This is a genomic window from Streptomyces sp. NPDC086519, assembly GCF_040686075.1.
Taxonomy (GTDB): domain Bacteria; phylum Actinomycetota; class Actinomycetes; order Streptomycetales; family Streptomycetaceae; genus Streptomyces; species Streptomyces shenzhenensis.
Genome location: NZ_JBFBJL010000079.1, coordinates 1 through 21035, shown reverse-complemented (window position 1 = coordinate 21035; position 21035 = coordinate 1). Strand labels below are relative to the sequence as shown.

Sequence of the window (21035 nt, the reverse complement as noted above, 5' to 3'; positions counted from 1 at the left end):
CTCCTCGCTCCGGTGCTCCTGACCTGTCACGCTAGGCCGGCACGCCGGCGGAGAGGATGCCCATGAGCGCTGCGGAGTTGCCCGGCACTGCTGCCCCGGCCCCGCCGCCGGGCATGGTCGTCACCGGCCGCTACGACGAGGGTCCCGGTTACCGGGTCAACCGGCCCGACGGGTCGAGCAGTTGGCTGCTCACCTGGACGACGGAGGGGCACGGCCTGCTCCGGCAGGGGGCGGTCGAGACCGCCACGCGCCCCGGCGACCTCGTCGTCCTCGCCCCCGGCGTCCCGCACGGCTATGCCGTCGGGCCCGGCGCGCGCCACTGGCGGTTCTGGTGGACCCACTGCCAGGTGCGCCCCCACTGGACGCAGTGGCTCGGTCCCCGCTCCCTCGGCGACGGCGTGTACGCCGTCGGCGCCCCGAGGGAGACCCATGCCCGGATCGAGGCGGCCTTCCGGCGGGTGCTCGCCGACTCCCGCTGGACCGGCACCGGCGCGCCACCCGCCCCGGCACCCGGCGACGGCCCCGTCGCCGTCGCGCACGGCAGCGCGGCGCGCGAACTCGCCCTGTGCGCACTGGAGGAGGTGGTGCTGCTCGCGACCGCCGGCCCGTCCCCGGCGGCACCCGGCCGGGAGGACCGGGACGAGCGGGTGCGCCGCGCCGAGGAGCTGATCGCCGCCGACCCGGGCGCCTCGCACACGGTCCGCTCGCTCGCCGCGCGTGTCGCGCTGTCGCCGTCCCGGTTCGCTCACCTCTTCACCGGGCAGACCGGTGTGCCCCCGATGCGCGCGCTGCGCGAGGCGCGGCTGCGACACGCCGTGCGGCTGCTGGAGAGCACCGACCTGACCGTCGAGCGGGTCGCCGCCGCGTCCGGATTTCCCAGCCCGTTCCACTTCAACCGGGTTTTCCGAGAAAGATACGGCGTTCCGCCCGGCGCCTACCGCTTGGGCGAACGCCCCTGATGTCCCCGTTCATTGGTTCACGGGCGTCGGCGGCCCGGCGGCCTGTGCAGGTTGGGCGGTGGTTCAATGGTTGCCGTCGATACCGGGGCGGCCGGTTCTGATTCCCCGCGTCAATTGCGATGTCGATACAGCGACAGGGCGCGGACTCCCGCATTGACGTTTCGTCAAATTACCGCTGCCCGCGGGCAATGCGCAAAACCCAGAGATCCCTTGTTCTGCCCTGCTGGCCTGTGCAAAGGTGTGGCGTGTCGGCATGCGGACCGTTATTTTCGACCGCCGCGTACGCGAGGCCGCTCCTCGTGTGCCGAACCCCCCAACACGCCCATCCGGCCTCGGTGTCGGCCGGGTCGCATATCGGTCGCATACCAGATGGTATGGGCTGAATCCCGCGTAGCGTCTGGAAGGAATGCAGCCGTGAATGACGCAGGCCTGGGGAATTCCCCTACCCCCGCCCGGCCGTTCGGCGTCACCGACGAGCAGCTCAGCGCCGAGCTCAAACAGTGGACGGGCAACGCACCCGCCCTGCATCCCGTCGGTGAACTCCTCGACCGGCACTGGGAAGCGGCCTTCGCCTACGCCCGTCTGTGCGCCGACGGGACGCGCGGCGCGGGAATGCTCACCACCGCCGCATTCACCCGGCTCTTCGGCGATTCCCTCCGGCAGACCGGCCCCACCGCCGCCTGGCGCCCCCAACTGCTGGTCACCGTCCGGCGCATAGCCGCCGAATGGGACAACGACGGCCGCGGCGAACTGCTCCACCCCCAGCTGCGCGCCGGCAAGGGAGAGCGGGCCGCCTCCCGGCTGCTCCCGCCCTCGAACCGGCGGCTGCTCTCCCGCGCCTTCCAGCGGCTCACCCCGTCCTCGCGCACCGTGCTGTGGCACACCGAGGTCGAGTCGGAGCCGCTGGCGGCACCCGCCGCACTGCTGGGCCTCGACGAGCAGGACGCGCGGGTCGAACTGCACCGGGCCCGCGAGCGGATGCGCGAGGAGTGCATCCAGGTGCACCGCGAACTCGCCCACGAGGACGAGTGCCAGCGCTACGTCCGGATGCTCGACGTGACCTTCCGGCGCGGCGGGATCGACATCGACCGGGACCTCCAGCAGCACCTGAACGGCTGCAAGCACTGCAGGTACACCGCCGACCAGCTTCACCAGTTCAACGGCGGCGGCCTCGGCCTCGCCCTCGCCGAGGCCGTGCTCGGCTGGGGCGCCCGCGCCTACATGGAGTCCCGGGCGGGACTGACCGAGCAGCCCGCCGAACCCCCGGCCGTGCCCGCCGCCGGGTTCGCGGGCGGGTTCGCGGGCGGGGAGGCGTTCGCGCCGCCGGCCGCCCCGGGCAAGGACCTGGTCGTGCACCCCGCCGCCTCGCGCCGCGCCAAGCAGCGGGCCGCCCGCCGGGTCCGCCGCCGCAACCTCACCGTGGCCGTCGGCACCGTGAGCGGCCTGGTCGTGCTGCCGCTGGTGCTGTGGTCGGTGCTCGGCTCCGGCGACGACGGCACCTCGGCCACCGCCAAGCCGTCCGCCACACCGGCCGGCACCTCCACCTCGGGCCCGTCCTGGATCGGCACCAGCCAGACCACGCAGGGCACCCTGCGCGGCCGGCTGCACAACATCGCCTCCGGCCTGTGCATCGGCGTGGTCGGCAAGAAGGCCGTCAAGGGCGCCGAGACCGAGCTCGCCGAGTGCTCCTCGGCCGCCAGCCAGCAGTGGACGTACGAGGGCGACGGACTGCTGCGCAACACCGCCGCCCCCGGCCTGTGCCTCGACTCGCACCTCGGCTACTCCGTCCGGCTCGCCCCGTGCTCGGCCGCGACCGGGACCAAGGCCAAGAGCGTCCACTACGACTTCACCCTCCAGGGCGCGCTGGTGCCCCGCTGGGACCAGGACCTGGCGCTCGCCCCCGCCGCCACCGACGGCGGCGGCGCCCTGGTCGTCAAGACCCGGGCGGACGTCAGCGCCCAGCGCTGGGTGATGGACACCTCCCAGCCCGACCTGCAGATGCAGATCGTCAACTGGGACGCCGACACCACGCCGCCCCCGACCGCCTCCGCCACTGCGGCCACCAAGGCCGCGAGGCCCGCCACGCCGACGTCCACCCCGTCCGCCTCGAAGACGACCGCGCAGCCGGCACCGTCGAGCACCCCCGGCTACAACCCGTGCGTCGAGTACCCGGGCTACTGCTACGGCTCCGGGGACGGCCAGTACGGCGGCGGTGGCTACGGTGGCGGTGGCTACGGCGGTGGCTACGGCGGTGGCTACGGCGGTGGCTACGGCGGTGGTTGGGGCGGCGGCTACGGCGGGGGGCACGACGGCCCCTGAGCCGGCGCGGGCTCAGGGGTGCGGCGGCGGTGGCGGCAGCGTCGTCAGGTCCGGCGCCGCCTCCGGCCACACCAGCAGTACCGGGCAGGGCGCGTGGTCGACGACGAACCGCACCGCCTTGCCCAGGCTGTGCGGCCCCAGCCGGGACCGGTCGCCGTCCCTGGCCAGGATCAGCAGATCGGCGTCGGCGGCGGCGGCCACCACCTCCCGCTCGACCCGGCCGATCCGCTCCAGCCGGGTGCACGGCCGCCCCAGCCGGGCCGCGGCCGCGTCCAGCAGTTCCGCCGCGGACGTCCCGCCGAGCTCCAGCAGCCGCCGCTCCGGGTCCGGTTCCGAGCCGGCCCGGCCCAGCAGCCCCGCGAAGGCGCCGTGCGCGAGCCCGGCCACCCCCGGCTCGTCCACGTGCAGCAGAACCACCTCACACGCGTCTCGCGGGTAGCCGCGCGCCGCGTCCACACAGGCGGGCCAGGTCCCCTCGACCAGCCAGACGATCACCCGCATGTCCATGGCCTCCCGTCTAGACCCCGACCACCTGGAGCGCTCCCCACAGTGCCACCACCGCCCCGCACAGCGCGGCCGGCACGGCGAGCAGTCCCAGCCGGGTGAACTCCCCGAGGTCCACCCCGTGGTCGTGCTGGTGCACGATCCTGCGCCACAGCAGCGTCGCGAGCGACCCGGCGTAGGTGAGGTTCGGTCCGATGTTCACCCCGAGCAGCACGGCCAGCACCGCGCCCGGCCCGGCCGGCGCGGTCAGCGGCAGCAGCACCAGCACCGCCGGCAGGTTGTTCACGATGTTCGCGAGGACGGCCGCGAGCGCGGCGACGCCGAGCAGCGCCGGCAGCCCGGTCCCGTCCGGCAGCACATGCCCGAGCGCGTCCGCGAGTCCGTTGTCCACGACCGCCCGCACCACGATCCCGAGCGCCAGCACGAAGGCCAGGAACGCGGGCGCGGTCGCCTTCACCACCGACAGCGGAGTCGCCCGCCGCCGTACCAGCGCCCGTCCGGCCAGCACCAGCGCGCCCGCGCACGCCGCCCACGCCGGGTCGATGCCGATGGCGGAGGTGAGCACGAACCCGGCGAGCGTGCAGGCCACCGTCACCAGCGCGAACAGCGGCAGCGGGGGCGGCTCGCCGGGTTCCCCGGAGCCGGGGGCCGACAAGGACAGGTCACGGGCGAAGAACCGCCGGAACACCAGGTACTCGGCGCCGATCGCCACCAGCCAGGGCAGCGCCATCAGCGCCGCGAACCGGGTGAAGCCCAGCCCGCTCGCCGCGAACGCCAGCAGGTTCGTCAGATTGGACACCGGCAGCAGCAGCGAGGCGGTGTTGGACAGGTGCGTGCAGGCATAGACGTGCGGCTTGGCCCGCACCCCGGACCGGGCCGCCGTCGCGAACACCACCGGCGTCAGCAGCACCACCGTCGCGTCCAGACTCAGGACGGCCGTGATCACCGATGCCAGCGCGAACACCGCGGTCAGCAGTCGCACCGGCCGGCCGCCCGACCACCGGGCCATCCACGCCCCGCAGGCCTGGAACAGGCCCTCCACGTCACAGAAATGGGCGAGCACCAGGACCGCGGCGAGGAAACCGACGACCGGCCCCAGCTGCTCGGCCTCCGCCCGCGCGTGGTCGAGGGAGATCGCCCCGGTGGCCACGACGATCCCCGCCGCCGGTACGGCGAGGACCGCCTCCGGCCAGCCGCGCGGCCGGATCACGGCCCAGGCGAGGACGGCGGCGAGCAGGAGAACGGACAGGGTCTCGGCGAGCGGGGTGTTCAGGGCGGGTTCCTCAGCAGCGCGATCAAGCAGGGCCCGCCCATGAAAGCAGATGAAAGCAGACGAACGCAGATGAAAGCAGCCGGGCCCGATTACGAGGTCCGGCTGCCCGCCGCGCCCAGGAACTCCGCCCAGCCGCCCACCGGCGCCTGCCCCGGGTTCAGCGTGCGCAGCTTGCGCAGCACCACCGGGTCCTGCGCCTCCAGCCACGCCACCAGCTGCTTGAAGGAGACGAAGCGCACGTCGTCGTGCTGGGCCATCCGGCCGATCGCCTCCTCCACGGCGTCCATGTAGATGCCGCCGTTCCAGCGCTCGAAGTGGTTGCCGATGAAGAACGGCGCCCGGTTGGTGCTGTGCGCCCGCTCGAAGCCCGCCACGTAGCTGTCGCGGGCCTGGGTGCGCCAGGCGTCGTACTGGGCCTTGTCGCCCAGCGGGTTACCGGCGGACTGGTTGTACATCATGTTGTAGTCCATCGACAGGACCTGGAAGGAGTGCCCGGGGAACGGTATGGACTGCAGGGGGAAGTCCCAGATGCGGTTGCCCTGCACCTTTCCCGGCCAGATCTGCAGGCCGCCGGGGGAGGAGGCGTCGTACTTCCAGCCGAGCGCGGCGGCCGTGGGCAGCAGGTTGCTCTGGCCTTCCAGGCACGGGGTGCGGCCACCGGTCAGCTCCTTGCGGTAGTCGAAGGGCAGCGGCTCCAGGTCGGTGAAGCCGGTGTTCGTCTTCCACTTGGTGACGAAGTCCACGGCCTGGTCTATCTCGCTGCGCCACTCGGCGGGCGACCAGTTGCGCACCCCGTCGGAGCCGCAGAAGTGGCCGTTGAAGTGGGTGCCGATCTCGTGGCCCTCCAGCCAGGCGGCGCGCACCTGCTGGAGCGTGGCGTGGATGTGCCGGTCGGACAGGTAGCCGATCGCGGAGGCGCCGACCGGGTGCTGCGGGGGACGGTAGAGGCTCTTCTTCGACTCGGGCAGGGTGTAGATGCCGGAGAGGAAGAACGTCATCTTCGCGCCGTGGTCCGCGGCCACCTTCCGGAAGCGGGAGAACAGCTGGTTGCTGAGCTCGCCCGCGCCGTCCCAGGAGAACACCACGAACTGCGGCGGCTTGGTGCCGGCCGCCAGCCGCGTCGCCTTCGGCTGGTGCGGCTGCGCGCCGGTGTCGGCGGTGGAGCCGTCACCGATGAGCTTCAGCGGCCTGGCCGGCGCGCCGCCGTTCGGGCCGCCGCCTTTGCCGCCCGCGGCCGGACCGCTGCCGCCCAGCGTCCAGTCGCCGTTCGAGCACCCCGACACCGCGCCGAGCGCGCCCAGCGCCCCCGCCGTCGCGCCCGCCGTCAGCACCCGCCTGCGAGAGATGCCGTTCATGTCCGCCCCGATTCCGTCGTCCCGGCCCCTGGTGGAGCCCCGCTGCCATGTGGTCGACGGGTTCGATGGACGGTCCGGCGGAAAAGATCGGAGCCGGCCGCGCGTGTTGCACGTCTGTGACAGTTGTGGCCCGGACATGACGGACCCCGCTGCCCGGGGGAGAGGGCAGCGGGGTCCGGTCAGGGGGCGGTCAGACGCCGGTACCGGCGCTGAACACGTTCAGGCGCACCGAGGAGGCGTTCCCGGAGACCGGGACCGCGCCGCTCGTCCAGGCGACCTTCAGCGAGTCCCGCTCGTCCGGCGGGGTGACCAGCAGCGCGGCCGGCGTCGCCGTCTTGGCGCCGCTGATCTCCGGGTTGGAGAAGGTCAGCCCCGCCCAGGCGCTCTGGCCCGGCTTGAGGGTGACCGTCGCCGCGGTGCTGCCCGACTCGCGCTGCGGGTCCGGGCCGAGCTGGGTGCCGGAGGCGTTCACGAAGGCGGCGCCCGGGTAGCCGCGCACGGTGCAGGTGCGGCCCGACTTGTTGGTGAGCACGATCGGGAAGTTCTCCTGACCGGCCCCCGGGTTGTTCGCGCCCACCGAGGCGGACAGCTCCGAGGTGTGGCAGCGGGTGCCGGCCGCAGTGGCGCTGCCGGTCTTGGCGGAGCCGGTCGACGAACCGCCGCCCGTCGCCGCTCCGCCGGTCTGCGAGGCCGGCGAGGACCCGGTGCCGGACGGGGCGGCGGAGGTGTCCGAGGTGTCCGTGCTCGACGCGTTGCCGGTCGCGGGCGCCGCCGTGCCCGACACCGACTCCGGGGACGTGCCCTGACCGCCGTTGCCGCAGGCGGTCAGCAGGCCCAGGGCGGCGACCGTGCTCGCGAGCAGGGCGGCCCCGCGCCGCGAGGACTGGGACGTGTGCGCCATGTGGATCAACACTCCTGGATGTCGTGGTACGCCTGCGAGGCGTGCCGGAGGCGCTCCGTGCGCCGTCACTTCCATCCGATGCCAGAAACGGCGGAAAAGTTCGGGGGCACGCCGGGATTCGTCGGGTCAGGTGACCCGAAGCGATCGGAGTATGCCATCGGTGGTGCTCTCGTCGACGGCGCCCTTCTGCCGTACCTGTACGTACACCTGGGGCCGGCTGTCCCCGCCGGCCGGACCGAGGGCCGCCTCCTGGATCGAGCCGCCCGCGCCGGAACAGCCGCTCCAGCTGCGGACCTGCCCCTTCCAGTCGCTGCTGGTGAAGGCGCGGCTGCCGTCGTAGTGGCAGCCGGAGTGACTCAGGGCGTTCACCTTGGCGGTGACGTTCCCGTGCGCGCTCACGCCGATGAACACGCCGTTCACCGCGGCTGACAGGTCCTGCCACTCCGACACGTCGTCGGCGACCTCCAGGCCGGGCTCGTGCCCGGCGGCCAGCCCCAGGGCCTGCGGATTCCAGCCCGAATCGCGCAGCTCGCCCGCCCACCCGGACGGCACCTCGGCCGTCACCCGCCCGGTGGAGTCGGCGACCCGCGTCCCGTCCCCCGCCGACCCGCCCCGGTCGATCATCGTGACCGCGAGTGCTGTGCCCCCCGCGGCGAGGACCGCGGCGACGGTCAGGGTGACCGCGTTGAGCCGCCTGCGGACACCGTCCAGGCGCCCCGGCCGACGGGCTGCCGCGGCCGCCGCCAGCCGGTCCAGCTCGTCCGCGAAGGCCTGCGCGGACGGCCAGCGCCGCTGCCGGTCCGGCTCCAGGGCCCGCATCAGCGCCCGCTGCACGTCGTCCCCGAGGTCCGGTCGCAGCCGCTCCGGCCGGACGACCTGCCCCGGCGCCGCCGGCACCGTCCCGGTCACCAGCTCGTAGCCGACCGCGCCCAGCGCGTACACGTCGGCGCGGGCGTCGATGCCCTCGCCGGGCCGGGCCTGCTCCGGCGGCTGGTACCCCGCCGAACCGGCGGCCAGCGTCAGCCCCGACGCCTGCGCCAGGCTCTTCGCCAGCCCGAGGTCGGCCAGCAGCACCCGGCGGGTGCCGTCCTGCGCGGTGCGCAGCAGCACGTTGGTCGGCTTGATGTCCCGGTGCACGATCCCCGCGCTGTGCAGGTCCGCCGCGCCGCGCGCCGCCAGCGCGGTCAGCCGCAGCGCGTCGGGCACCGGCAGCGGGCCCGCCCCGAGCAGATCGGCGAGGGTGCCCGCGTCGGCGTACTCCATCACGAAGTACGGCCGCCCGTCAGGGAGTTCGCCGATGTCGTAGACCTGCACCACGCGCTTGGAGTCGGCCCGCCGCAGCAGCCGCGCCTCGGACAGGAAACGGTCGTGGACGTCGAGGCGGTGGGACCAGTTGTCGGCGAGCACCTTCACCGCCACCGGGGCGTCCAGCTGGTCGTCGTGGGCGAGCCAGACCGTCCCGAAGGCACCGGTGCCCAGGCGCTGTTCGAGGCGATAGCGGCCGATCCGCTCCAGGGGTTGCATACGACTATCATGCCTGTCCTGAGATCGACTTCGAGGGGGACCTCCCGTGCCGGACGCCGCGCTGACCGAAGACCTCGCCCGGCGTGCCGCGGCCGGCGATCAGGTGGCCCTGAACCAGCTGCTCTCCGAGGTCTGGCCCGACGTCGTACGACGCTGCGGGCGGTTCCTGCCGTGCCGGGAGGACGCCGAGGAGGCGGCCCAGGACGTGCTGCTCCAGATCTCCCGGAAGATCTCGACGTTCGAGGGCCGCAGCCGCTTCAGCACCTGGCTGTACACGGTCGTCTCCAACTGCGCCCGGCAGAAGTACCGGGACCTGAAACGACGGGCGGCGGAGCAGCCGGCGGCCATCGAACCGGCCGAGCACGTCGACCCGCGGACGACGAGTGTGATCGCCGGGTCCCGGATCGATCTGCTGGAGGCTCTGGACCGGCTGGAGCGGGAACATCCGCAGCTGGTCGCGCCGCTCGTCTACCGCGACATCTGCCAGCTGGACTACGCCGAGGTCGCCGAGCGGGTGGGGATCCCGCTGGGCACGCTGAAGTCCCGGCTGCACGAGGCACGCAAGCAGGTCCGGCCGTGGCTGAGCGCGCCGTGACAGCAGAAAGGGCCGCGCATCGGCGGCCCGCAGGAAACACAGGGCGAGAAGTTCTTCTCCTTGCCCTTCTTAACGTATAGCGCACTGGGGGGCTTGCGGCAAGGCCCCCCTGGTCCCGCAGAATCGCTGGCCGAAGCCAGGAACCGCGGTATTTGGGGGATGTGCGACGTGCGTGTGCTGTTGATGGGATATGGGTCGCGTGGCGATGTCGAACCGCTGGCGGGACTCGCGGTGGCGCTGCGGAAGCTCGGCGCCGAGGCACGGGTGTGCGCCCCGCCGGACGAGGAGTTCGCGGAGCTGCTGGGCCGTGCGGGTGTGCCGCACGTGCCGTTCGGGCCGTCGGTGCGCGCGCTGGTGACCCGGCCGAAGCCGTCACCGCAGGACGCGTTCAAGCTCGCGCCCGAGCTGGTCGCCGCGCACTTCGAGACGGTCGCCCCCGCCGCCGAGGGATGCGACGCGCTGGTGGCGAGCGGTCTGATGCCGGCCGGCGCGCGGTCGGTGGCCGAGAAGCTGGGCATCCGCTACGTGCTGGCCTGCTTCCATACGGCCGGGCTGCCGTCCTCGCGGTTCCCGCCGGCCGCCCGGCCGGGCCGCCCGTCGCCTGCCGACGCCGACCTGCCGACGCTGTGGAAGGCGGACGCCGAGCGGGTGAACGCCCTGTACGGGGAGGCACTCAACACGCACCGGGCCGCGCTCGGCCTGCCCCCGGTGGACAACGTCCGTGACCACGTCCTCACCGACCGGCCGTGGCTGGCGGCCGACCCGGGTCTGGCCCCCTGGCAGGACATGACGGATCTGGACCTCGTGCAGACCGGCGCGTGGCTGCTGCCCGACGAACGCCCGCTCCCGGCCGAGCTGGTGGCCTTCCTGGAGGCCGGCGCACCGCCGGTGTACGTCGGCTTCGGCAGCATGGCCCTGCGCGGCGCACCGGACGCCGCCCGGGTGGCTGTCGAGGCGGTGCGCGCCCAGGGCCGTCGCGTGCTGGTCGGGCGCGGCTGGGCGGACCTCGCCCCGGCCGACGGCGACGACTGCCTCGCCGTCGGCGAGGTCAACCACCAGGCGCTGTTCCGCCGGGTCGCCGCCGTCGTCCACCACGGGGGCGCGGGCACCACGACGACGGCCGCCGTGGCCGGTGTGCCCCAGGTGGTCGTCCCCCAGATCGTGGACCAGCCGCACTGGGCGGCCCGGGTGGCCGCGCTGGGCATCGGCGCGGCCCACGACGGCCCGGTGCCGACCGTCGATTCGCTCTCGGCCGCGCTCGCGACCGCCCTCACCCCCGGCACCCGGGACCGTGCGGCCGCCGTCGCCGCCACGATGCGCACCGACGGCGCGACCGTGGCCGCGCGACTGCTCCTCGACGGCGCCTGAGCAGTACATACCTCCACCGTGGCGCCCCGCGCCCCGTGCGCGGCGCGGGGCCGTATCGATCCGCGGCTCCGCCGTGTGGGCGCGACCAGCCCCGACGGCCCCGCGGTCCCGCCCGCTCCGCCACCCGCCACGAACCCCGGACGACGGTCGTCGTCCCCGCCCCCCTGTTCGTCCCGTCCCTCCGGACGCCCTGCCGTACGTGCCCGCGGCCGCACGGCCTCCCCACGGAGCTGATGCCTTGAACCCCCTGACCACCAGCGCCTTCGCCCTGCCCGAAGGCCTCTCCGCCAAGGCCGACCCGGCCCTGATCGCCGACGACGACCGGCACCTGGCCGCCGTCGCCGAGTGCCTCGCGCAGTCGATCGCCGAGCTGTCCGACCGCCTAGAAACCGAGCTCAGGGCGCCGGGCGGCACCGGCCGGGCGGCGATGGACCGGGACGCCGAGGTCCACCGGCTGAGCGGACGGCTGCGCACCCTGCGCCGCTTCGGCCTGGACCTCTGCCTGGGACGCATGGTCGGCGCCGACGATCCCGAACCCGTGTACATCGGCCGGCTCGGCCTCACCGACGGCACGGGCCGCCGGCTGCTGATCGACTGGCGGTCACCGGCGGCCGAGCCGTTCTTCGCGGCGACCCACGCCGACCCGATGGGGCTGCGCAGCCGCCGCAGGTACCGCTGGCGGGACGGCCGGATCAGCGACTACTGGGACGAGGTGTTCACCGCCGACGGGCTCGACGGCCACGCCGCGCTCGACGACCAGTCCGCGTTCATCGCCAGCCTGGGCGCCGACCGGTCGGAGCGGATGCGCGACGTGCTCGCCACCATCCAGGCCGACCAGGACGCCGTCATCCGCGCGGGCTCCCGGGGCGCCCTGGTCGTGGACGGCGGCCCGGGCACCGGCAAGACGGTCGTCGCCCTGCACCGCACGGCCCACCTCCTGTACTCCGACCCGCGTCTCGGCCACCGGCGCGGCGGGGTGCTGTTCGTCGGCCCGCACCGGCCCTACCTGAACTACGTCCGCGACGTCCTCCCGAGCCTCGGTGAGGAGGGCGTGCAGACCTGCGTCCTGCGGGACCTCGTCGACGAGGGCGCCGCCGCGGCGGTGGAGGCCGACCCGGAGGTGGCCCGCCTGAAGTCGTCAGCGGACATGGTCCGGGCGATCGAGACGGCCGTCCGCTTCTACGAGGAGCCCCCGGCCCGGGGCACGACGGTCACCACCGACTGGGCCGACCTGCGGCTGAGCGCCGACGACTGGGCCGACGCGTTCCGGGCACCGGGCCCGGGCACCCCGCACAACGAGGCACGCGAGCAGATCTGGGAGGAACTGGCCGCCATCCTGCTGGGCAAGTACGACGGCGACGACGTCCCGCCCGAGGAGTTCCGCAGGGCGCTGCGGCAGGACACGGAGCTGGCCGACACCCTGCACGGCGCGTGGCCGCTGCTGGAGGCGACCGACCTGGTCTCCGACCTGTGGTCGGTGCCCGCCTATCTGCGGATGTGCGCCCCGTGGCTGGACCGCGACGAGGTCCGGCTGCTGCAGCGCGCGGACCCGCGGGCCTGGACGGTCTGTGACCTGCCGCTCCTGGACGCGGCCCGGCACCGGCTCGGCGACCCGGAGGCGGCGCGGCGCAAGCAGCGGCACGAGGCCGTCCTCGCGGCCCAGCGCGAGCGGATGGCGCAGGTCGTCGACAACCTGATCGGGGCCGCCGCCGACTCCGGCGCCGACGGGGACGACGGCGAGGGCCTGGTGAGGATGCTCCGCGGCGAGGACGCCAAGATCAGCCTGGTCGACGATTCCGAACTGCCCGCCCTCTCACCCGACCTGCTGGCCGGCCCGTTCGCGCACATCGTCGTCGACGAGGCCCAGGAACTCACCGACGCGGAATGGCAGATGCTGCTGCTGCGCTGCCCGTCCCGCAGCTTCACCATCGTCGGGGACCGCGCCCAGGCACGGCACGGGTTCCCCGAGACCTGGCAGGAACGGCTGGCCCGGGTCGGGTTCGACCGCATCGACCTGGCCTCGCTCGGCATCAACTACCGCACCCCGGAGGAGGTCATGGCTCAGGCGGAGCCGGTCATCCGGGCCGTGCTCCCGGACGCCAACGTGCCGGCCTCGATCCGCGGCTCGGGCCTGCCCGTGGTCCACGGATCCGTGGCGGAGCTGGACGGCATCCTCGGCACCTGGCTCGCCGCCCACGCCGAGGGCGTCGCCTGCGTGATCGGCGATCCCGGCTTCACACCGACGTCCCGGATCAGCTCGCTCACTCCGGAGCTGTCGAAGGGACTCGAATTCGACCTGGTCGTCCTTGTCGACCCGGACAAGTTCGGCACGGGCGTCGCGGGCGCTGTCGACCGCTATGTCGCGATGACCCGCGCGACCCGGCAGCTGGTCGTCCTGACGAGCGACCGGGACGAGGACCGACCGGGACGAGCGGCAGGGCCGTCGACCGGGGCGGGCGACTGAGGGGTGCCGCCCTCGTCCCGGGGCTCGGCTCGGCCCGGCGCGGGCGCGGAGCCGTGTGGCCGGTGTCCGTGCCTCGGGCCCTCGCGTGACCGGCAGGCGGCGGCGTCCGGCCGGCCGCGGCCGGGGCCTGTCCGGGGTGCCTAACGGGGACCGGTCGACTGGACGGAAGGGGCGGGAGGTGGCTGCCGGGCCCTTGACGGGTGCGAGTGGCACTCCGTCAGAATCTGTTTGTTCACGATCAGTTGTGAGTAGTTCTGGGCCCTGATGAGGGAGAGCCGCACCATGACGGTCACGCGCAGATCGGTTCTGGCAGCCGCCACGGCAGCCCCGACGGCCGGCGCCCTGCTGGCCGCCCCGGGCGCCTGGGCGGCGCCGGAAGCGGGTACGTCCTCGCCGGTCACCGGCCGCCGCACGGTCGCCCTGCGGGACGGCTGGCGGTTCGCGCTGGTCAACCCGGGCGGGATCACCGACCCGACCGGCGCCTACGCCGACGCCGCCGACCCCGGGTACGACGACTCGGCCTGGCGCCGGGTCGCCGTACCGCACGACTGGAGCATCGAGCAGACCCCCACCACCGACCACGGCACCACCAGCGGTACCGGCTTCTTCCCGGGCGGCCTCGGCTGGTACCGGCTCGCCTTCACCCTGCCGCCCGGCTACGCGGGCAAGCGGATCTCGGTGGAGTTCGACGGCGTCTACATGGACTCGTACGTCTACTGCAACGGCACCGAGGCCGGCCGCCACCCCTACGGGTACACCGGCTTCGCCTTCGACCTCACCGGTCTGCTGCACACCGACGGCAGCACCGAGAACGTCCTCGCGGTCAAGGTGCAGAACCAACTGCCCAGCAGCCGCTGGTACTCGGGCAGCGGAATCTACCGCGAGGCCCGGCTGGTGGTGACCGACCCCGTGCACGTGGCGCGTTGGGGGACGTATGTCACCACCCCGGACATCACCGCCGAGCGGGCCGTGGTGCGGGTGCGGACGGCCGTCGTCGACGAGTCCGGCACGGGCGCGGACGTGACCGTCCTGACCCGGATCGCCGACCCGGACGGCCGCACGGTCGCTCGTACGGCCTCCACGGTCACCGTCACCGGTTCCGGCGGGACCACCGCGACCCATGAACTGACCGTCCCGGAGCCGAAGCTGTGGGACATCGGGACCCCGCACCGCTACACCCTGCACACCGAACTCCGGGTCGGCGGCACCACCACCGACACCTGCCGCACGGTCTTCGGTGTCCGCAGCTACCGCTTCGACCCCGACGAGGGCTTCTCCCTCAACGGCGTCCCCACCAAGATCAAGGGCGTCGACCTCCACCACGACCAGGGCGCCCTGGGCGCGGCGATCAGCGCCGACGCGGTGCGCAGACAGATGACCATCATGAAGTCGATGGGTGTCAACGCCTTCCGCACCTCGCACAACCCGCCCTCGCCGCAGATGATCGAGGTCTGCGAGGAGCTGGGCATCGTGATGATGGTGGAGGCCTTCGACTGCTGGAGAACCGGCAAGACCACGTACGACTACGGCCGCTTCTTCGACGAGTGGTGCGAGGCCGACGCCACCGAAATGGTCCTCGCCGCCCGCAACTCGCCCGCCGTCGTCCTGTGGTCCATCGGCAACGAGATCCCCGACTCCACCTCCACCGCGGGCCTCGCCATGGCCGACCGGATCATCGCCGCCATCAGGGCCGCCGACGACACCCGCCCGCTGGTCATCGGCTCCGACAAGTACCGCGGCGTGCCGAAGCGGGGCTCCGCCGCCGACCTGATGCTGGCCAGACTCGACGGACTGGGCCTCAACTACAACACCGCCAAGTCCGTGGACGCGCTCCACGCGGCCTACCCGCACCTGTTCCTCTTCGAGTCCGAGTCCTCCTCGGAGACCTCGGCCCGCGGCACCTACCAGGAGCCGGAACACCTCAACACGGGCGAGAACCACACCCCCGGCCGCCGCGCGACCTCGTCCTTCGACAACAACCTCGCCTCCTGGACGATGAGCGGCGAGTACGGCCACAAGAAGGACCGGGACCGGAAGTGGTTCTCGGGCCAGTTCCTGTGGTCGGGCATCGACTACATCGGCGAGCCGACGCCGTACGACGTGTTCCCGGTGAAGTCGTCCTTCTTCGGTGCCGTCGACACGGCCGGCTTCCCGAAGGACATGTACCACCTCTTCCGCAGCCAGTGGGTGAGTGAGCCGATGGTGCATCTGCTCCCGATGACCTGGAACCACGAGGAGGGGGACACGGTCGAGGTGTGGGCGTACGCCAACGTGCCCTCCGTCGAGCTGTTCCTGAACGGAACGTCGCTGGGGACAAGGGAGTTCGACACCAAGACCACCACCGACGGCCGTACCTACCTGGAGACCACCGAGGCCACCGGCGACGACAGGACCTTCACCACCGGCCCCTACCCGGGCAGTTACACCAGCCCCAACGGCAGCGCGGGCAAACTGCACCTGACCTGGAAAGTGCCCTACCGGCCGGGTGAGCTGAAGGCGGTGGCCCGGCGCGGCGGAAAGGTGGTCGCGACCGACGTCCTGCGCACCGCCGGCGCCCCGCACGCCGTCCGCCTCGTCCCCGACCGCAGGTCCCTGGCCGCCGACGGGCGTTCACTGGTCTTCGTCACCGCCGAGATCGTCGACGCGCGCGGTGTGGTGGTGCCCGACGCCGGGCACCTCATCTCCTTCGCCGTGAGCGGCGGTTCGCTCGCCGGACTCGACAACGGCCGTGCGGAGAGCGCCGAACGCTACCAGGCCAGCACCCGCACCGCCTTCCACGGCAAGGCGCTCGCCGTGGTCCGCTCCGGTACGAAGCCGGGCGCCCTCAGGGTGACCGCGCGGGTGGACGGCCTGCGCGAGGACACCGCCACCGTGCGCACCACCCCCGCCCGCCCGGTGGCCGGCACCCCCGCCCCCGACTTCGGCCCGGACCACCCGGCCCCGCCGAACTACCCCTTCCCGGACGCCAGTTACTCCGGCCGCCCGGACACCCTCCCGGCCGCCATGCTGGACGGCGACCCGGCCACCGGCTGGTCCAACGCCTTCGCCAAGTCCGCCACCGCCCTGCTGCCCGCGTTCAGCGGCGCCCGCACCTCGGACTGGGTGTCGGTCGACTACGGGCGCACCCGCGCCTTCGACCGGGTGGACGTCTCCTTCACCGTGGACGCGGCCCACGCCCTGCCCGCCTCGGTCGAGGTGGCCGTCTGGGACGGCACGGCCTACCGGGCGGTGCCGGAGCCGGCGGTGGACTGGGCCGCCGCCTCGGACACCCCGACCGTCATCACCTTCGACCAGGTGCGAGGCTCCCGGATCCGGCTGACCCTGACCAGCGCCCACCCGGGTCAGTCGTCGGGCGCGGTACGGATCAGCCGCCTCGGCATCTGAGGCGTCACACCGGGTCCGGTGCCGCGACGTGCCGCGGTCCGGCGGCGGACGGGCATGCCCCTCAGGTCCCGCAGGTACCGTGATGGGTCGGTCCTGACCTGCGGGTATTTACGGTCGAGTACCCGCACGGTACGGTGAAGGGCATGCCAGCTCTCAACGTGGAGTTCAGCGACCGCGAGCTTGAGGACCTCAGGCGGATGGCCAAGGAGCGCGGTACGTCCATGAAGGCCCTCGTCCGTGAGGCGGCCGCCGCCGACATCGCCCGGCACCGTGCCCTGCAGGAGGCGGCCGGGGAATTCCGCCGTTTCTTCGCCGCCCACGCCGCCGAGTTCGCCGCCGCGTTCCCCGACGACGAGCCGCCCGCGAAGGGCGAGGCCGCCTGACCCATGCCGCCGGTCATCCACATCGACGTGCCCTGGCTGCTCCAGCGCCACGAGGAGGTCATGCCGGAGCAGCCCGCCGTCAACGACTTCTCCGCGCTGGTCGCCGCCGTCGCCCGGCACCGGGTCGACCCGCCCCGGCTCGGCGTGGACTCCGACGCGGCCTGGCGGGCCGCCGCCCTGCTGCACACCCTCCTCCTGCTCAAGCCGCTGCCCTCGGCCAACGCCCGGTTCGCCTGTGCGACCGCCGTGGCCTACATGTGCGCCAGCGACGTCGGCATCGACCCGCCTCACGGCGCCCTCGTCGACCTCGCCCGCGACCTGACGGGCGGCAAGGCCGACGTCTACGCGGCGGCGGACCGGCTCCGTTCCTGGCAGCTCTGACACCTGCCCGGACGCGCAGGCGAGTTGCCCCGGCGCCTCAGGGCCGCCGGCCGAGGGCGGGAGGAACGGGGCCGGCGGCCTGCTACGCGCGAAAGAGCCGCCGTTTCGCGCGGGGCCTCGCGAGGAGGGCCGGACATCAGTGGACCACCCGTGCGGGCGGCCCGGGAGCGTGCGTGCGGGACCGGCGCGGGCGTGCGGTTCACACGGGGTGCGTGGAAAGGTGAATGGGGCCATGAAGGGGCAATAGCCACCGCCGCCTTTCTGACTTTCTGTCAATGCTGTCGATGTCGTACGGGTGCCTTGTTGCTTGTGTGAGACTTGTGCGAGGGTGAATACCCGCGCGGGGTAATGGCCGGTTGATTTCGGCAGTTGGGGAACGCGACCGACACCGCGTCGGCGAATTCCCGCTCCCCGCAGGCGCACCGAAGAGGTACGCACCATCGCACCAAAGGAATCCGCTCCGTGCCCACCCCCCATCCGCCTCGCCCTCCCTATCCGCCGCCCGGCGGTGGTGCGGGGGAGTCCGACGAGTCCCTCGCCGCCCCGCTGCGAGCCGGATCCGACATCGAGGCCTCCCGGTCCGCCGCGCTGCTCATGGCCCGGCACTGGCGACCCGTTCAGGAATACGCGGCCATCTGCCTCGCCGTCTCCGGGCCCATCGCGCACATGGTCGCGGCCGCCGCCTTCCATCAGGTCCTGGACCGGGTGGCCCTGGGCGAGACGGCGGACGCGATCCGGCCGCGCCTGCTGGTCTCCGTCCGGGACACGGTCGCCAACTGGTCCGCGGAGGACCGAATAGCGGAGGTTCTTCCCGACCTTGGGAAACCGGCCGGCGGCCGTGGTATGCGCGCCACGAAGTCCCTGACGCCGGAAAACCGTACCCTCGCGGAGCGTTCATTCCTGGGCCTTCCGGCGCTCGCCCAGAGCCTGCTCTGGCATGTCGAGGTGGAGGCCGAGCCGATAACCGTACCGGCCGGTCTGTTGGGCATGGACACGACTACCGCGTCGGCGGCTCTCGAGGACGCCCGGGAGAAATTCCACGAGGGCTGTGTCCGCGCCCACCGGGATCTCGCACCGTCCCAGGAGTGCCGCTACTACAACCGGCTGCTGGATGTACCGATCCGCCGCGGCGGCGCCCTGCTGCCGGACGTCCAGGAACACCTGGCGCAGTGCCCGTACTGCCGGGCCGCCGCCGAACAACTCGGCCATGTCGAGGACGGACTGGGGGTGCTGCTCGTGGAGGCGGTGCTCGGCTGGGGAGCCCGCCGCTACCTCGACTCGCGCCCGGGCCGCAAGAGCGGCCAGGAAGCTCCCGTCGGCCGCGTCGCCCGGCGCGCCGGAGGTGGCGGCCGACGCCGCGCGGCCGCCCGGACCCGGATCCTCGCCCGCATCCCCGTGCCGGTGCGCCGCCCGCCCGGCTCGTGGTCGTCGAAGACGCTGCTGACCAGTGTCGGCGTGGCCGGGGCGGGACTGCTCGCCTCCGTCCTCGCCGTCAGCGCGCTGTCCGGGGGTGGCGACGGGGGCGACGCGGTCGCCACCGCAGGCCTGGTGCCCGGCGACTCCGAGCCCGAGGCGACGCCCAGCTCCGGCACGGCCGGGCTGCCCACCGCCGACCACACGACCCGGCTGCGCAACGCCGCCGCCCAGCTCTGCCTGGACATCAACGGCGACCCGACGGCCGGGGCGAGTGTCGTGCTCGCGGTGTGCTCCTCGGCCTCGACCCAGCAGTGGACGTACGAGAGCGACGGCGAACTGCGCAGCGCGGCCGGCAAGAACCTGTGCCTGGACTCGCACGCGGACGCCGGCGTGGTCATCCTCGGCACCTGCGCCGAGGCCGGCGCCGAGCGCGGCAAGGACGTGCGCTACGACCTCACCGTCCAGGGCGAGTTGCTGCCCACCTGGGACGAGACCCTCGCCCTCGCCACGGGCGGTGTGGACACCGGCTCCGACATCGTGGTCAAGGTCCGCGACCACACCAGCGCCCAGCGCTGGCTGACCGACGCCCCGGCACCGTCCCAGAGCCGCGGCTCGCTCTCCATCGCCGGGACCGGCGGGCCGTCCGCGCAGCCGGCGGAACTGGCCGGCCACTGAGCGCTCCGCTGGAACCGCCACGGTGCGCCGTCGTTCGTCTGCGGCGCCGTCGTGGCCGGTCGCGCCCACGCGGCGGCAGCCGCACACGCGATACGGCCCCGCGCTCCTTCGGGGCGCGGTCGGACGGCCGGTCTCAGTCCTCGTCGGCGTCCGGGCCCTGGGCCCGGACCCGCTCGACGTGCTCCAGCGACTCCCGCAGTTCGGTCAGCCAGTCGTCGGTGTGCCGCTGGACCAGCCGCACGCACCAGGCCAGCGCCTCACTGCGGCTGCGCGCCACGCCGCCGGCGATCAGGGTGTCCAGCACCTGACGCTCGGGCTGGCGCAGCCGCGTCATCACCGGCGCGGCCACATGCGTGAACAGCGCCCGCTGCCCGGCGCACTCCACACCCCAGGAGACCTTGCGCCGGAACCGGTGCTCCGCCTCCCTGGCCACGGCCATCCGGCTATCCCGGGTGCGCTCCCGGAACTCCTGGATCCGGCCCTGTACGGCCGACTCCCGCTCGGCTTGCGACGCGTCGTCCGCCGGCTCGGGCCCGGGGATGCGCCCGACGACGGTGACCTCCTCGCGGTCGACCGTGACCTCGACCAGTTCCTCGAAGAGATCGTCGGGCAGGCGGCCGGCGAACCAGCCGCGAAGCGTGTCTCGCTGCTCCTGCGTAATCATGTAATGACGATTACTCCGTTGCGGCGCGGTGGCAAGGGCTTGCCCTGAAGTCCGCCGAGAGCGGAAGCGGAATGTTTCAGGACGATTAACGAGGCGGTGAGATCCGGCCATCCGGCCGCTTCGGACGATCAAGAACCGCTCCGTTGCGCGGTCGGCATGTTCGAATTCCGTGACTTCACGCCACTGATTCAATACGCAAGGTTACTGAAACCTGTGGGTTGGATGTGTGTTTCGGCGGCGGACTCGGCAGAGTGGCGCCCGCCGCCCCCGGCACCCACCGGGCCGAGGGGCGGCACCCGTCGAATCGAGCGGAAGGATGCACACGATGCGAACCACCGCGCGCTGGGCAGCGACCCTCGGCCTTACGGCCGTCGCCGTCTGCGGACCCCTCACGGGGGCCGCCGTCGCCGCCCCGAGCTCGCTCTACGCCCCCTCGGCCCTGGTGCTCACCACGGGCCACGGCACAGACGCGGCCACCGCCACGCCCGAGCGCGCCGTCACCCTCAACTGCGCCCCGAGCGCCTCCGGCACGCACCCGGCCGCCGCCCAGGCGTGCGCCGAACTGCGCGGCGCCGGCGGTGACTTCGACGCGCTGGCGCCCAGCGCCGATGTGTGGTGCACCAAGCTCTACGACCCCGTCGTGGTCACGGTCGAGGGCGTCTGGCAGGGCAAGCGCGTCTCCTACGAGCACACCTTCGGCAACCAGTGCATGAGGGACGCATACGGGGCGAGCGTCTTCGCCTTCTGAGCCCGGGATCGCGTGGTCCTCGTGACTGCCGGACAGGTCCGTAACTGGGGAGTGCGGCCCCTGGAGCGGGGACCCGCGATCTCGTGACGGGGGTCGGACGGGCGGAGTGGGGCCGCCCGCCG

General features: G+C 73.3%; 16 protein-coding genes. 10 read left to right on the top strand and 6 right to left on the bottom strand.

Annotated features, from left to right (window positions below; genetic code table 11):
• Window positions 1-62 precede the first annotated feature (62 nt).
• Together AB0P24_RS41905 and AB0P24_RS41900 are read left to right on the top strand one after the other, a co-directional pair.
• Entirely contained in the window at window positions 63-959 is an 897-nt protein-coding gene (locus AB0P24_RS41905; RefSeq protein ID WP_365803642.1) for a helix-turn-helix domain-containing protein, read from the top strand.
• Window positions 960-1373: 414 nt separating this feature from the next.
• A complete protein-coding gene (locus AB0P24_RS41900) occupies window positions 1374-3278 on the top strand; it encodes an RICIN domain-containing protein (protein WP_365803640.1) in 1905 nt (634 codons plus the stop codon).
• 12 nt (window positions 3279-3290) lie between these two features.
• On the opposite strand, the gene AB0P24_RS41895 is transcribed toward AB0P24_RS41900, so the two are convergent.
• From AB0P24_RS41895 to AB0P24_RS41875, 5 genes are all read right to left on the bottom strand, one after another.
• Window positions 3291-3779 carry a universal stress protein gene (locus AB0P24_RS41895; RefSeq protein ID WP_365803688.1) on the bottom strand — a complete coding sequence of 163 codons (489 nt, stop codon included), beginning with the start codon at window positions 3777-3779 and terminating at the stop codon, window positions 3291-3293.
• 16 nt (window positions 3780-3795) lie between these two features.
• A complete protein-coding gene (locus AB0P24_RS41890) occupies window positions 3796-5055 on the bottom strand; it encodes an arsenic transporter (protein WP_365803686.1) in 1260 nt (419 codons plus the stop codon).
• 89 nt (window positions 5056-5144) lie between these two features.
• Window positions 5145-6410 (bottom strand): hypothetical protein, encoded by a 1266-nt coding sequence (locus tag AB0P24_RS41885; protein ID WP_365803638.1) that lies wholly within the window; start codon window positions 6408-6410, stop codon window positions 5145-5147.
• A gap of 190 nt (window positions 6411-6600) precedes the next feature.
• Window positions 6601-7311 carry a DUF4232 domain-containing protein gene (locus AB0P24_RS41880; RefSeq protein WP_365803636.1) on the bottom strand — a complete coding sequence of 237 codons (711 nt, stop codon included), beginning with the start codon at window positions 7309-7311 and terminating at the stop codon, window positions 6601-6603.
• Window positions 7312-7437: 126 nt separating this feature from the next.
• Entirely contained in the window at window positions 7438-8835 is a 1398-nt protein-coding gene (locus tag AB0P24_RS41875) for a serine/threonine-protein kinase (protein WP_365803634.1), read from the bottom strand.
• A gap of 46 nt (window positions 8836-8881) precedes the next feature.
• Between AB0P24_RS41875 and AB0P24_RS41870 the strand changes: the two genes are divergently transcribed.
• The 7 genes from AB0P24_RS41870 (at window position 8882) to AB0P24_RS41840 (ending at window position 19501) form a co-directional block, all read left to right on the top strand.
• The gene (locus tag AB0P24_RS41870; protein ID WP_365803632.1) at window positions 8882-9430 is read left to right on the top strand and encodes a sigma-70 family RNA polymerase sigma factor; all 549 of its coding nucleotides are present in this window, start codon (window positions 8882-8884) and stop codon (window positions 9428-9430) included.
• A 168-nt stretch (window positions 9431-9598) separates the two neighbouring features.
• Entirely contained in the window at window positions 9599-10798 is a 1200-nt protein-coding gene (locus AB0P24_RS41865) for a glycosyltransferase (protein ID WP_365803630.1), read from the top strand.
• Between the two features lie 238 nt (window positions 10799-11036).
• Entirely contained in the window at window positions 11037-13262 is a 2226-nt protein-coding gene (gene helR / locus AB0P24_RS41860; RefSeq protein ID WP_365803628.1) for an RNA polymerase recycling motor ATPase HelR, read from the top strand.
• A gap of 282 nt (window positions 13263-13544) precedes the next feature.
• A complete protein-coding gene (locus AB0P24_RS41855; RefSeq protein ID WP_365803626.1) occupies window positions 13545-16646 on the top strand; it encodes a glycoside hydrolase family 2 TIM barrel-domain containing protein in 3102 nt (1033 codons plus the stop codon).
• 143 nt (window positions 16647-16789) lie between these two features.
• Window positions 16790-17029, top strand: a complete 240-nt coding sequence (locus AB0P24_RS41850) for a hypothetical protein (RefSeq protein WP_365803624.1) — start codon at window positions 16790-16792, stop codon at window positions 17027-17029.
• Between the two features lie 3 nt (window positions 17030-17032).
• The gene (locus AB0P24_RS41845; RefSeq protein WP_365803622.1) at window positions 17033-17410 is read left to right on the top strand and encodes a toxin Doc; all 378 of its coding nucleotides are present in this window, start codon (window positions 17033-17035) and stop codon (window positions 17408-17410) included.
• A 462-nt stretch (window positions 17411-17872) separates the two neighbouring features.
• On the top strand, window positions 17873-19501 hold the full coding sequence (locus AB0P24_RS41840) for an RICIN domain-containing protein (RefSeq protein ID WP_365803620.1): 1629 nt from the start codon (window positions 17873-17875) through the stop codon (window positions 19499-19501).
• A gap of 133 nt (window positions 19502-19634) precedes the next feature.
• On the opposite strand, the gene AB0P24_RS41835 is transcribed toward AB0P24_RS41840, so the two are convergent.
• Window positions 19635-20165, bottom strand: a complete 531-nt coding sequence (locus AB0P24_RS41835; RefSeq protein WP_365803618.1) for a hypothetical protein — start codon at window positions 20163-20165, stop codon at window positions 19635-19637.
• 325 nt (window positions 20166-20490) lie between these two features.
• On the opposite strand from AB0P24_RS41835, the gene AB0P24_RS41830 reads away from it, so the two are divergent.
• Entirely contained in the window at window positions 20491-20913 is a 423-nt protein-coding gene (locus tag AB0P24_RS41830; protein WP_365803616.1) for a subtilase-type protease inhibitor, read from the top strand.
• The last annotated feature ends 122 nt before the right edge of the window (window positions 20914-21035 follow it).

Coding starts and splice junctions, on each gene's coding strand:
- AB0P24_RS41845 (WP_365803622.1), top strand. CDS start 17,033: ATGCCGCCGGTCATCCACATCGACGTGCCCTGGCTGCTCCAGCGCCAC.
- AB0P24_RS41880 (WP_365803636.1), bottom strand. CDS start 7,311: ATGGCGCACACGTCCCAGTCCTCGCGGCGCGGGGCCGCCCTGCTCGCG.
- AB0P24_RS41905 (WP_365803642.1), top strand. CDS start 63: ATGAGCGCTGCGGAGTTGCCCGGCACTGCTGCCCCGGCCCCGCCGCCG.
- AB0P24_RS41875 (WP_365803634.1), bottom strand. CDS start 8,835: ATGCAACCCCTGGAGCGGATCGGCCGCTATCGCCTCGAACAGCGCCTG.
- AB0P24_RS41830 (WP_365803616.1), top strand. CDS start 20,491: ATGCGAACCACCGCGCGCTGGGCAGCGACCCTCGGCCTTACGGCCGTC.
- AB0P24_RS41835 (WP_365803618.1), bottom strand. CDS start 20,165: ATGATTACGCAGGAGCAGCGAGACACGCTTCGCGGCTGGTTCGCCGGC.
- AB0P24_RS41855 (WP_365803626.1), top strand. CDS start 13,545: ATGACGGTCACGCGCAGATCGGTTCTGGCAGCCGCCACGGCAGCCCCG.
- AB0P24_RS41885 (WP_365803638.1), bottom strand. CDS start 6,410: ATGAACGGCATCTCTCGCAGGCGGGTGCTGACGGCGGGCGCGACGGCG.
- AB0P24_RS41850 (WP_365803624.1), top strand. CDS start 16,790: ATGCCAGCTCTCAACGTGGAGTTCAGCGACCGCGAGCTTGAGGACCTC.
- AB0P24_RS41895 (WP_365803688.1), bottom strand. CDS start 3,779: ATGCGGGTGATCGTCTGGCTGGTCGAGGGGACCTGGCCCGCCTGTGTG.